General features: G+C 60.6%; 12 protein-coding genes. 4 read left to right on the top strand and 8 right to left on the bottom strand.

From position 1 onward, the window contains the following. Positions 1 to 87: 87 nt before the first annotated feature. Together ACIQU2_RS07530 and ACIQU2_RS07525 are read left to right on the top strand one after the other, a co-directional pair. Positions 88 to 1,161 (top strand): diguanylate cyclase, encoded by a 1,074-nt coding sequence (locus ACIQU2_RS07530; protein ID WP_403139762.1) that lies wholly within the window; start codon positions 88 to 90, stop codon positions 1,159 to 1,161. Between the two features lie 334 nt (positions 1,162 to 1,495). Then, positions 1,496 to 1,798: a hypothetical protein gene (locus ACIQU2_RS07525; protein ID WP_403139760.1), complete on the top strand. Its 303-nt coding sequence runs from the start codon at positions 1,496 to 1,498 to the stop codon at positions 1,796 to 1,798. 98 nt (positions 1,799 to 1,896) lie between these two features. On the opposite strand, the gene ACIQU2_RS07520 is transcribed toward ACIQU2_RS07525, so the two are convergent. From ACIQU2_RS07520 to ACIQU2_RS07485, 8 genes are all read right to left on the bottom strand, one after another. Beyond that, entirely contained in the window at positions 1,897 to 2,766 is an 870-nt protein-coding gene (locus tag ACIQU2_RS07520; protein WP_347805545.1) for an oxaloacetate decarboxylase, read from the bottom strand. A gap of 130 nt (positions 2,767 to 2,896) precedes the next feature. Continuing rightward, a complete protein-coding gene (gene astA / locus ACIQU2_RS07515; protein ID WP_403139757.1) occupies positions 2,897 to 3,931 on the bottom strand; it encodes an arginine N-succinyltransferase in 1,035 nt (344 codons plus the stop codon). Between the two features lie 61 nt (positions 3,932 to 3,992). Then, positions 3,993 to 5,009 carry an arginine N-succinyltransferase gene (locus tag ACIQU2_RS07510; protein WP_403139755.1) on the bottom strand — a complete coding sequence of 339 codons (1,017 nt, stop codon included), beginning with the start codon at positions 5,007 to 5,009 and terminating at the stop codon, positions 3,993 to 3,995. 119 nt (positions 5,010 to 5,128) lie between these two features. Beyond that, the gene (locus ACIQU2_RS07505; protein WP_403139753.1) at positions 5,129 to 6,478 is read right to left on the bottom strand and encodes an APC family permease; all 1,350 of its coding nucleotides are present in this window, start codon (positions 6,476 to 6,478) and stop codon (positions 5,129 to 5,131) included. A 57-nt stretch (positions 6,479 to 6,535) separates the two neighbouring features. After that, a complete protein-coding gene (locus ACIQU2_RS07500) occupies positions 6,536 to 7,288 on the bottom strand; it encodes an N-formylglutamate amidohydrolase (protein WP_403139751.1) in 753 nt (250 codons plus the stop codon). Beyond that, complete coding sequence (locus ACIQU2_RS07495) at positions 7,272 to 8,603, bottom strand: glutamine synthetase family protein (RefSeq protein ID WP_403139749.1); 1,332 nt, start codon at positions 8,601 to 8,603, stop codon at positions 7,272 to 7,274. Before ACIQU2_RS07495 ends, ACIQU2_RS07500 begins: the two co-directional genes overlap by 17 nt. Continuing rightward, the gene (locus ACIQU2_RS07490; RefSeq protein WP_347805551.1) at positions 8,600 to 9,244 is read right to left on the bottom strand and encodes an isochorismatase family cysteine hydrolase; all 645 of its coding nucleotides are present in this window, start codon (positions 9,242 to 9,244) and stop codon (positions 8,600 to 8,602) included. Before ACIQU2_RS07490 ends, ACIQU2_RS07495 begins: the two co-directional genes overlap by 4 nt. Positions 9,245 to 9,246: 2 nt before the next feature. After that, positions 9,247 to 10,101, bottom strand: coding sequence for a MurR/RpiR family transcriptional regulator (locus ACIQU2_RS07485; RefSeq protein ID WP_403139747.1), 855 nt, complete (start codon positions 10,099 to 10,101; stop codon positions 9,247 to 9,249). A 341-nt stretch (positions 10,102 to 10,442) separates the two neighbouring features. On the opposite strand from ACIQU2_RS07485, the gene ACIQU2_RS07480 reads away from it, so the two are divergent. Continuing rightward, complete coding sequence (locus tag ACIQU2_RS07480; RefSeq protein ID WP_403139745.1) at positions 10,443 to 11,015, top strand: histidine phosphatase family protein; 573 nt, start codon at positions 10,443 to 10,445, stop codon at positions 11,013 to 11,015. Beyond that, positions 11,015 to 11,770, top strand: a complete 756-nt coding sequence (cobF, locus tag ACIQU2_RS07475; protein ID WP_403139743.1) for a precorrin-6A synthase (deacetylating) — start codon at positions 11,015 to 11,017, stop codon at positions 11,768 to 11,770. Before ACIQU2_RS07480 ends, cobF begins: the two co-directional genes overlap by 1 nt. The last annotated feature ends 115 nt before the right edge of the window (positions 11,771 to 11,885 follow it).

Below are 11,885 nucleotides of genomic sequence, written 5' to 3'. Positions count from 1 at the left end.
GATGGCTATTTGCTGTTGCCCTGATAGACTCTCACCACACTTGAAACCCTGTGTTTTCAGGTTCCGTTCTGTGGCGCAGAGGCTCCTATGGGAAAAACGGGAGGAAAAGGACTTTCACTGGCCAGGAGGCTTTATACATCGCGAATCCTGGGATTAGCTTTGGGGCTGTTGCTCGTGAGCGCGGCGATGTATCCACTCAACCCGGCACCGTGGGTCTGGGTGGCGATGCTGCTCAACGCCATACTCTGGCCGCACCTGGCTTATCAATGGGCGCGCCGCGCGCAAGTGCCTTATCACGCCGAACACCGCAACCTGCTGGTGGACGCCTTTCTCGGCGGCTTTTGGGTCGCCGCCATGCACTTCAATCCGCTGCCTGGCGCGACGACCCTGGCCATGATGGCGATGAACAATGTGGCCATTGGCGGTTTGCGTTTCCTGTTGGCGGGAACCGTGGCGCAGATTCTCGGGATAGGTGTCGGACTGCTGATTTTCACCCCCGCATTCATCCCGCAAACCAGCCAAATGCAGCTGTATGCCTGCCTACCCTTAATGTGTTTGTATCCGCTGGCATTGGGCTGGATCTGCTTCCGCCAGGCCTACACCCTCGGTCGACAAAAGCGTGAATTGTTGGCCCTGAGCCGCACCGACAGCCTCACCGGCCTGCTGAACCATGGCGCCTGGAAGGATCAACTGGACGTCGAATTCCAGCGTTGCAAACGTCAGCAGCAGGGCGGGGCGATTGCGCTGATCGACATCGACCATTTCAAATCCATCAACGACACGTACGGCCACGTCGCCGGGGACATTGTCCTGCGCCAGCTGAGCAAAATGCTCAAGCAGAACTTGCGCGCGGCGGATGTTGCCGGGCGCTACGGTGGCGACGAGTTCTGCGTGATCCTCCCGGACCTTCCGCTCACGAGTGCTGCGGCGGTCATGGATGCCCTGCGTGATCGCTTCGCCACCTTGGGTTATGAGCAGAGCCCGGCGCTGAAAGTCAGCCTGAGCATCGGCCTGGCCGCCTTCAACCCGGCCCACACCGACGCGACCCTGTGGCTCAACGATGCCGACCAGGCGCTCTACGAAGCCAAAGCCACCGGTCGTAACCGCGTCATCTGTTGCGGCGATGGCGAACTGCATCACCCATTACTTGATTCGGTGTGAATCGTGATCGTTCCCACGCTCTGGAACGATCAACTTGTGGCGCACAACTTTCCAAGACGTTTCCTACGACGTACCCTGTTGCCGCGTTTCGGCATCGACCCCTATAGTTCGGGCTCGCGGAAAACACCGCGAACGACCTTGGCCGGTCGGTCACCCAAACGCATCAGTGTCATTGTTTGGACCTTTTTACGTCTGAACATCGTGTTATGGCAGCTGTGCGCGGGACACCCTCGGGTGTGCCGGATTTATGGGTTGCCGGTCGGCCAACCCGCACACAGCTGCCACCTAATTCGCTTGGCCGCGAACGGTGGTTGCTCTATTTGGAGTTACACCCATGTTCGACCAAGTCATGCCCCGTTACCTCCCCATCGACACCTACGACGCCGAAACCCCGGTGCTCTTCATCAACACTCACAAAGAACTCAGCGACATCACCGCTTGCGCTGCGCATCGCTTCACCGTGGTTCGCGATCTGGCGGACACCTTGTCCAGCCTGAACCTTAAAGACATTTCCGATTGCGATCTGACGCGCGTTACCCGGGCGGTTCATCTGCTGATGCGCGAGGTGTGCGCAATGCTGGATGTGGTTCAGGTGCGGGCGTTGCAGCGGGAGGTGGAGTTCAATACCGCGATGTAGGCAAGATCAAAAGATCGCAGCCTGCGGCAGCTCCTACAGGGCGTACGCCATCTCAATGTAGGAGCAGCTGCAGGCTGCGATCTTTTCGGTGGTATCCGTTATTCCTTGACGCTCATAAACTCTTCCGCCCAACGGATGTATTCCTCAGGCTGCGTATAGGTATGGGTCAACTCGGTCGCATTCAGGTCCGACGCCTGAGTAAAGATCTGCCGTTGTTCCCGCAGGCTGTCATACGTGGCCTTGATCGCGGCGAAGTAGGCGCCGTGACCATCGATGGTGACCCGCACGCCCAGTTCGGCCAGGCGTTTATCGTCGCGCAGCAATGGGTTGCCGTAGGTGACCAGCATCAGCGGTACGCTCAGGTGCTCGGCGATTTGTTCGAGGTGGTCGAAGTCCCGCACGCCCACCATGCAAATCCCGTCTGCACCGGCCTGCTGGTAATGACAGGTACGGCTGATGACTTCCTGCACCGGCAGGATCCCAGCGTTGGTGCGGGCGATGATTGCCATCTCCGAGTCGCCCCGGGCTTCCAGTGCCGCACGAATCTTGCCGACGCCTTCCGCCACCCCGATCAGGTCGGTGGACTTGCGGCCGAACTGGGCGGGCAGCAACGTGTCTTCGATGGTCAGGGCGGCCACACCGGCACGTTCGAGTTCGACGATGGTGCGCATGACGTTGAGCGCGTTGCCGTAGCCGTGGTCGGCGTCGGCGATGACCGGCAGTTGGGCAACGCGGCCAATGCGAGTGGCCTGCTCGGCAAACTCGCTGAGGGTGATCAAGGCAAAGTCGGGGGCGCCCAGTACCTGCAACGATGCGACCGAACCGCCCAGGATCCCCACTTCAAAACCCAGGTCAGCGGCAATGCGGGCCGACATCGGGTCGAAGACCGACGCCGTGTGATAGCAGGCGTTGGAGGCGAACAGCTCGCGAAAGTTACGGCGCAAATCTTGATGAGAAAGCCTGGACATATGAGTTCCACCACTGCAATGGGAATGGAAGGGCTTGAGCAAAAGTGTCAACGCCGAAGGAACAAAAGGCTATCACGCGAGCGGGGGAAGGATGATGACGAATTTGCAGAGGCGGACGGACCACCGTCGGTCACGCCGCCACCGACTGCTGTTGTTGATTGAGCAGCGGCACAGCGCGTACCGAGTTGCCGGGTTGCAGTTGCAGGCGTTTGGCGGTGAGGCGGTCGACGATCAGGCTGTTGCCCACCTGCCTGGCCTGGGCGGCGGTGATGCGGCAGCTTTCCAGGCGACGGTTGTGGATCAGCCACACCGGGGCCTGCTCGTCGGGTGTACCGATGGCCAGCACCAGCGGTTGGCTGTCGCGCACGGTGCGGATAGTCGAGACCGGGGCTTCGATCACCGGACCGGCGTCAAAGATGTCGATGTAACCCTTATGGGCAAAACCTTCGGCGGTGAGGATTTTCAGGGCCGGTTCGGTGTTCGGGTGCGCCTTGCCGATCACGGCCTGGGCCTGTTCGGTGAGCAGGCAGGTGTAGAGCGGTTGGCGTGGCATCAGTTCAGCGATGAACGACTTGCTGCCCAGGCCCGACAAGTGATCGGCGTGGCTGAAATCCATCTTGAAGAAGTGCCGGCCCAGGCTGTCCCAGAACGGTGAACAGCCTTGTTCGTCGGCGCTGCCACGCAGTTCGGCGATGAGTTTGTCGCCGAACAGGTGCGGAAACTCGGCCACAAACAACAAGCGCCCCAACGACAGCAATCGACCGTTATTGCCCTGGCGTTGATCGGGTCGCAGAAACAGCGAGCAAATCTCCGATTGGCCGGTCATTTCATTGTTCAGGAACAACGTCGGAATCTGTCGCCGGATACCCAGGTCCGGTGACGAACTGACCGTGAGCCCGACCCGGTAGTTGTACCAGGGCTCGCGCAGGCCCACGGCGCCCACCAGGCCACTGACGCCCACCAGTTGCTGATCGTCGTCTTCGAGCACGAAGAGGTAATCGGCATCGGCGCGTTCGACCTGTTCGGCGAAGGTTCGTTGGGCCCAGCGTACCCGGTGAGTCAGGCGTTCCTCGTTGGCCGGCAGGGTGGTGAAGCCGGGGCCGGCCTGGTGCACCAGATTCAGCAAGGCGGGCAGGTCGGTGACGTGAACCGGGCGGACAATCATGATGCAACTCCTTCTGCACGCCCGCTCGGGCGCTGTCGTTGGGCGCGGGGCCGGGTGATGCTCACAGGGCGATCAGCCGGATCGGGCTGCCTTCGGTCACGTTCAGGGCGGCGCTCATCTCGGCGCTCAACCCCACAGGTTGCCCGGCCTGGTAATCCAGATCGGCGACGATGGCGCGATAGTCCTTCAGCGAATCGTTGCTCACCAGATAACTGCCAAGGGCATCGATGGACGCACCCGGTTTCGCCGTGCCGGTCTGGCTCTGGGCGATGGAGCGGATGCCGGGAGTGCGCGCATACAACGTCGGACCGCCGTCGAACAGGTCAATGTAGCTGTTGGTTTCAAAGCCTTCGCGCTCGAGGATATCGAAGGCCTCCTGGCCATCGGGGTGGATGCGGCCGATGCAGTCCTGCGCCGCCTTGGGCAGCATCGGCACGTAGATCGGGTATTGCGGCATCAGTTCGGCGAGGAAGGTTCGGCTTTCCAGGCCGCAAAGTCGCTCGGCCTCGGCGTAGGGCAGGTCGAAAAAGTGCTTGCCCACCGCATCCCAGAACGGCGAGTGCCCTTCATCGCTGCTGAAGCCGACGATCTCGGTGATGACGGCTTCGGAAAATCGCTGCGAGTGGGCGGCGATGAACAATAGCCGTGCCCGGGACAGCAGTTCAGAGAACCGTGTGCGTACCAGCGCTGCGTCAATATGAAAACCTCGCAGCAAGGTATGGCCGCTGAGGTCGTGGCACAACGACAACGCGGGCACGCCGTGCTCGATGTTCAGCTCCCGCGAGGCGCTGGTGAAATGCCGGTTGCGCAGGCTGTAGAACGGCTCGCTGAAACCGGCGGTGGCAAGAATCTCCGAGCAGCCCACCAAACGCTCCCGGGTCAGATCTTCCAGCACGAAGAAATAGTTCTCCGGGCCATGACCCTCAACGTCTTTTTCGAATGAGGCGCAGGAGTCGAGAATCTTCTCGCGCAGGCATTCGGTGTCGTCCGGCAAAGACGTGACGCCTACCAGACTGTCGCGCGCCAGTTGCTGCAACTGGGGCAGGTCGGTTAACTCGACTGGGCGTAAGACCAGCATGGATGCACTCCTGTATCAAAGGGTTCGGCGGTTGGCACCGAACCTGACTATCACTGTCGGTTTCCACGCGTTAAATCAGCGGTCGCCTGATTTTTTGTCAGACGCCGCTCTTTTTCTTGTCAGCCGTTGCTTGGGTCGGGCAGTACCGTGCTGGTGCCCAGTTTGTTGAGTACAAACAGGTAGACCAGGCCCAGGGCAATCCAGATCAGGCCGAGTTTCTGTGCATCGACGCCCATGTTGTACATGATGGCCGCGACGATGATGAAACCGATCACCGGGCAGATCAGGTGACGGATCACCTGTCCGGATTTCTGCCGCCGCCAGTAGTAGTTGATGACCGTCAGGTGCAGCAACATGAAACCGCTCAGTGCGCCGAAGTTCACCAGTGAGGTGAGGGTGTCCACCGAGTTGATGAACAGGTAGCAGATCACCAGCGACAGCACGGCCACCAGGTAGATGCTCACATACGGCGTGTTGTGTTTGGGATGAACCTTGGCCAGTACCTTTGGCAGCTTGCCGTCTCGGGCCATGCCGAACAGCAGACGGGACACCGCTGCTTGAGAGGTGATTGCCACCGCAACGCCCCAGGCCAGCGCCGTCGCCACGGCGGTCAGGGTTGCCAGCCAGCTGCCGGCCGCGAGTTCAGCGATTTCATAAAACGCCGTGTCAGCCGATTTGAAACCCATGCCGGCCGCCAGATCTGTCGCAATCCAGGTCTGTACGACGAAGATCACGCCCATGACCACCAGCGTGATCAGCGCGGCCTTGCCGACGCTTCGGCCCGGGTCACCCTTGATCTCTTCGGCGAGGGTGGAAATCGCATCGAACCCGAGGAACGACAGCACCGCAATCGACACCGCTTGCATCAGCAGGGCGAAGTTGAATGTCTCGGGGTTGTACAACGGCGCCAGTGTCAGCTGACCGTTACCGCCGCCACTGTGCAGCGCGTTCCAGGCGTAAAACAGGAAAATCCCCAGCACCACCAATTGCGCCAGCAGAAAGAGGATGTTCATCCGCGCGGTGAAGGTGATGCCCCGCAAATTGACGAAGGTCGCGCTGACCAGGAAGGCCAGGATGAAACCGACCTTCGGAATGTCCGGGTACAAATGATTCAGGGCCATGGCCGCGTACACATACAGCAGCGGCGGAATCAGCAGGTAATCGAGGAGCATCAGCCAACCGGCGATAAACCCTACGTGCTGGTTCAGGCCCCGTTGCGCGTAGGAATAAACCGAACCGGCAATCGGAAAGGCCCGAGCCATGCTGCCGTAACTCAGGGCAGTGAAGAGCATCGCCACCATGCCGATGATGTAGGCCAGCGGTACCAGCCCCGGTGCCTCGGCATTGACGTAGCCATAAACACCGAACGGTGCGATGGGGATCATGAAGATCATCCCGTACACCACCAGATCGGTCAGCGACAGGCTGCGTTTCAACTCTTGCTTGTAGCCGAATTCTTCTATTTCCATGAAGCCTTTCTCCTTGGGATGAAAGCAGCTGCAAGCTGCGAATTTGAAGCGATTCCTTTACAACAGCGGTGCCAGGTATTCGGTAAAGCGACTGACGTCTTCAGGCGTGCGCAGCAGGTCGTTGCGCACCTCGATCAACACCGATTCCAGGCCTCGTGCATCGCCGTGGACCGGCACGGTCATGTCGCCCAGCGGGTTGATTTTGTACGGCTCATTACCGGCAACCTTCAAAGGGTGCTGGCTCAAACCGTCAATCAAACGCTGGGCATAGGTCGTGGCTTGCCCATACAACACGCCGATTTCCAGCATGCGTGGCTGGCCGTGATAGACCGGCGTGAAACTGTGAATGCCCACCACCCGTACCGGCCGCCCTTGAACGACACGTTCGTCGATCAAGTCTGTCAGACGCGAGTGAAACGGCTCGAACAGGGATTGCCGACGGTACTCTCGGGTGGCTTCGTCCAGATCCCGGTTGCCCGGCACCTGATAAATCTCGCTCTGCGCCGGAATGCTGTCCGGGGCTTGGCGCGGTCGGTTGAGGTCGACCAACAGTCGCGAATAGTTGGCTGCCAACAGGGTTGCGCCCAATGCTCGGGACAAGCCCTCGGCCAGCGCCAGGGCGCCGATGTCCCAGGCGATGTGCTCGCGGGCCGCCTCGTGACTCAGGCCCAGGTCATTTAACCCGGCCGGAATAAAACGGCTGGCGTGTTCGCACACCAGAATCAACGGGTGATCGGAGTCTTCCCGACTCAGGGTGTACGCGGGCCCGATGTAAAGACCGAGCTCAGCAGATTCAGTACAGGCGCGCATAGTGCTCACAGCGTTCGGCGGGCGACAGCTGTTCCGTCAGCGTCAGCTCCTCGGTTTTAAGGGCGAGGTAAGTGTCCAGCAACGCGCTCGGCAGGGCTTCAATCAGGGCCTCGCTGTTGCGCAGGCAGTCCAGGGCCTGGGCAAGGGAAGCGGGCAGGGCGACGATGCCGCGCGCCTGGCGTTGTTCTTCGTTCAGGGAGTCGGGGACTTCATCGGTGATCGCATTCAAGGCCAGGCGTTGCTCGATGCCCAGCCGACCGGCAATCAGCAGCGCGGCCATGGCCAGATGCGGTGAGGACGTGGCGTCCATGGCGCGAAATTCCAGGTTGTATTGCGATGCCACCGATTTGCCGCCCAGGCTTGTCGTCGGGCAGATTCGCAGCGCCGCTTCGCGGTTGCGTTGCCCGAGGCAAGCGTAGGACGCGCTCCAGTGATGAGGTTGCAAACGTTCGTAGGACACCGGCGTCGGCGCGGTAAACGCACAGAGCGCGGGCAGGTGATGCAAGATGCCGGCGGCCCAGTGCTGGCCGAGGGTCGACAAGCCATTGGTGGTGCCGGCGTCGTACATCACCGGTTGGCCAGCCAGGTCCAGCAGGCTGACGTGCAGGTGCACGCCGTTGCACACCGCGTGCTCCGAGGTCTTGGGCGCGAAGCTCAACTCCAGGCCCATTTGCCGGGCGATCTCGCGGGTGATTTCACGAACGTTCACCGCGCGGTCGGCAGCGGCCACCCCAAGGGTCGGGCGACAGGTGATTTCGTATTGATGCTTGCCGTACTCGGGCAGGAACATTTCCGGCTCGACGCCACCGGCACGCAGGGCGCTGAGCAGCCAACCGCCAAACTCGGCACCCTGACGCTGGGCTTGCAGAGAAAACGCCAGGTGTTCAACGTCGCCGGTGTTCAAGTTGAATTCATGCTCGAACGCCGCATTGATCTGCAAGCCCAACTCGGCGCGATAACGCTCTACCTCGTTGCGCAACACCGTACGCGGGCAGGCACCCCATGGGCGGCCATCGGTTTCGCGGATGTCGCTGTGAATAAAATCCAGCGCCGGAGCGTGGGCATCCGGGCCGTTACTGACCGTCACTCGGCTGAGCAGATCGGGCATCAGCCGCAAATCTCCATAAGCACCCCACGGGTTGGCGTAGGCGATGATGTCTTGCGGGGTCAGCGCGCTGTTGGCCGGCACCCAGCCACAACCCGTCCTTTGATAGTGCTCGAGTTCGTCCGTGGGAAAGGAGCGTCCGCGTGTCACGCCGATCAGGTCGGTGGTGACGAGGGTGGTCATGGGCAGTGGCAGCAGGCGCTCGCTCATGGCTGCATCTCCTGCAACCGGCCGAGCACAGTCTGGGTGTCGGTGATCCAGCAGTAACCCTTGATTGCATTCAGGCAGGCCTGATGCCGCGCGGCTGTGTAAGTCGCGCAGGCATCTTCCACCAGCGTCACCAGATAACCGCGGTCCGCGGCGTCACGCACGGCCATGTCCACGCACTGGTCGGTGACGATGCCGGCGATGATCAGGTGCCGCGTCCCGAGGTTGCGCAGCACGTAGTCGATGTGGGTGGAGTTGAAGACTCCGGACGAGGTCTTGGGCAGCACGATTTCGTTTTCTGCCGGGGTCAGGTCGTCGATGATCCGTGCTTGCGGGCTGCCCTTGGGCAAGTGCATGTCCGAGAGCTTGTGGTCCAGCGAGCGGTCGCGGCCATCGGCGGTGAGGCTTTCGATGATCGTGTGCAGCACGTTTTGCCTGGCGCTGCGAAAGGCGCTGAGCAACCGGCGTTGATTGGGCACCACCTGCATGTGGGTGCGGGTCAGGAAGTACTCGGCGTCCGGCCCGTTGAGGTGCGGGTCGAACTGCGGCTCAAGCCAGGCGCGTTGCATGTCCACCAGCAACAGCGCGGTGTGATCGGTGACGAATGGCAAATCCCGGGGCGAGTGGTGGGGGAGCGTGAACATCCTTATTTATCCTCCAGCAGGTGGGTGTCGAAGTCGGTCCGCAGGGCGTCGATGCCTTCCAGGCGATCGGCCAGACCCGGACTGCGCAGGGTCAGGCAGGCAATCAGCGCCTCGACCTGGGCCAGCGCCGGAACCAGGGAGTCGAAGGCCGACACCGATTCCACCGGCGCACTGATAATCAGGTCGGCCATTTCCCGCAACGGTGAAGCATAGATGTCGGTGAACAACACCACGCGTGCATATCGACTTTTCGCCGCATTGGCCACGCGCAGGGCCTGTGACTGATAGCGGCGATAGTCGAACACCAGCACCACGTCCTGACGCTGCACGTCGAACAATCGGTCGGGCAGTTGCGCGTTGTCTTCCAGGGCGAAACAGCCCGGACGCAGCAGGCGCAGGTGGTTGAGCAAGTAATTGGCGAGGAAACTGCTGAAGCGCCCCCCGAAGCAATGCACCTGATGGCGGGTGTCGAGCAGCCATTCCACCAGAATCCGCACATCTTCGGGTTGGGTCAGCGCATGGGTGTCCACCAGCGCTCGATGGCTGTGCGCCAGATATTGGCTCCAGGCGTCGCCTTTCTGAAGATGAGCACGAGGCTGCAACAGGGCACTGGGGGAGCGGAGGCGGTGGTCCATGTCGCTGAGCAGGGCATCCTGGAAATCGGCATAACCGCTGAAACCCAGTTTTTTCACCAGTCGCACGATGGTGGGATCGCTGACACCGGCATGTTCGGCCAAACGTGACATCGGGCCCAGTCCGTTACGCGGGTACTGGTCCAGCAAGGCACGGATGACTTTACGTTCCGACGGCGTAAGGTCCAGGCCGGGATCGGTGATCAGGTCTCTGAGAGAAGGCATCCGGGCTCCTGCTGGATGGATATGTCGGTTTTATTTCATAAATTGCTAAAACAGTATTTATGTAGCGGACTCAACATGTCTAGTGAATTTTTCAATGGTTTTTTAAAGCCCCAAAATAGGGCGAGAACCCCGTGGACCATGGGCTACATGGAGGTCGACTGAGCTTGTAGGCCATCGCCCATAGTGGTGTCGGATATCGCCGATTTTTTCAGGTGTATTAAGTTGTCGAACCTGTATGGCCGGATCAAACGAAACGCCCTGGATCGCGCTTCTTGCGGCACAATTGGGCCATTATTCGCGGCGTGACGCCGTTTTCAATTTCCTCGACAGAGTGATCCTTCGTGCAGGCAACCCGTTTGACTCTGATGTGCCACGCTCGAACCGTCGCACAAAAATTGGCGTGTTTTCCTACGAATGAGCCAATAGAGATGGATTGGCAATCGGCAAAGGGATCGCGTCATGCTCAGTTCAAGGGGACGCCGCGGCTGGTGTGTGGACCTGAACTGCGAACCCGGCAAACCGCCGAGCTGTTCGGCAGCGACGTGGAGATTGTCGAGGCATTGAGGGATTGCGATTTCGGGCACTGGCACGGCGCGCGGATTGACGATCTGCAAAAATCCTCAGCCCAAGCGCTACAGATCTGGCTCGATGACCCGAATTCGGCGCCCCATGGCGGCGAGTCGGTGGTGCAACTCGGTGAGCGGGTGGCCGCTTGGCTGAAAACGCTGGAGGCAACACCGGGACACATCGTTGCTATCACCCATCCGTTTGTCATTCGCGCCGCGCTGACGCAGGTGCTGCGAGGCGCGGCGTTCAACCTGATCGACGTTGAACCGCTGTCGGCCATCGAGTTGCGGTTCAACGGCCGCTGGCGCTTACGCTTGCTGGGCACTGACCCTGAAGGAGCCTATTGATGAAAAAACTTCTGGTCATCGGCATCGGCGCCGGCAACCCCGACTACATCACGATGCAAGCCCTGAAAGCGCTGAACCTCGTCGACGTGTTTTTCCTCATGGACAAGGGTCAGAGCAAAGACAAACTGATCGACCTGCGCCGCGAGATCTGCGAGCGCTACATCACCGATCGCGACTACCGCTTCGTCGAAGCCCACAGCCCGGAGCGCGAACGCGGTGATGTGGATTACAAGGCCAGCGTGGAAGACCTGAACCTGGCCAAGCAGAAGACCTTCGAACGGTTGATCAGCGAGGAAATGACCGACGACCAGTGCGCCGGTTTTCTGGTGTGGGGCGACCCGGCGTTGTACGACAGCACCATTCGGATCTTGCAGGCGATTCTGGCCTCGGGCCGGTGCGTCTTTGAATTTGAAGTGATCCCCGGCATCACCAGCGTCCAGGCGCTGGCTGCGCAGCATAAGGTGCCGCTGAACCGCATTGGCCGCTCGATTGAAATCACCACTGGCCGACGGCTGGCGGCGGGGCAGGTGAGCGATGCCGACAGCCTGGTGGTGATGCTCGATGCAGAAGATTCCTACCATCGGGTGGCGGACCAGGAGACTGAGATTTACTGGGGGGCCTACCTGGGGACGCCGGATGAAATCCTGATCAGCGGCAAGCTCAAGGAGGTGGCGGATGAGATCGAACGGGTGCGCAAGGCTGCCCGGTTGGCCAATGGGTGGATTATGGATACGTATCTGTTGCGTAAGCCTTGAGATTAGCAGTGTCTGGGCTGGCCTCATCGCGAGCAAGCTCGCTCCCACATAGAGCGACGTCCGTCCAGACAACTCGGTCAACTGTGGGAGCGAGCTTGCTCGCGATGAGGCTCTA

Origin of the sequence: Pseudomonas sp. NPDC098740 (genome assembly GCF_044760065.1) — a bacterium.
Lineage (GTDB): Bacteria > Pseudomonadota > Gammaproteobacteria > Pseudomonadales > Pseudomonadaceae > Aquipseudomonas > Aquipseudomonas rossensis.
This window is presented reverse-complemented; position numbering and strand designations above follow the sequence as displayed.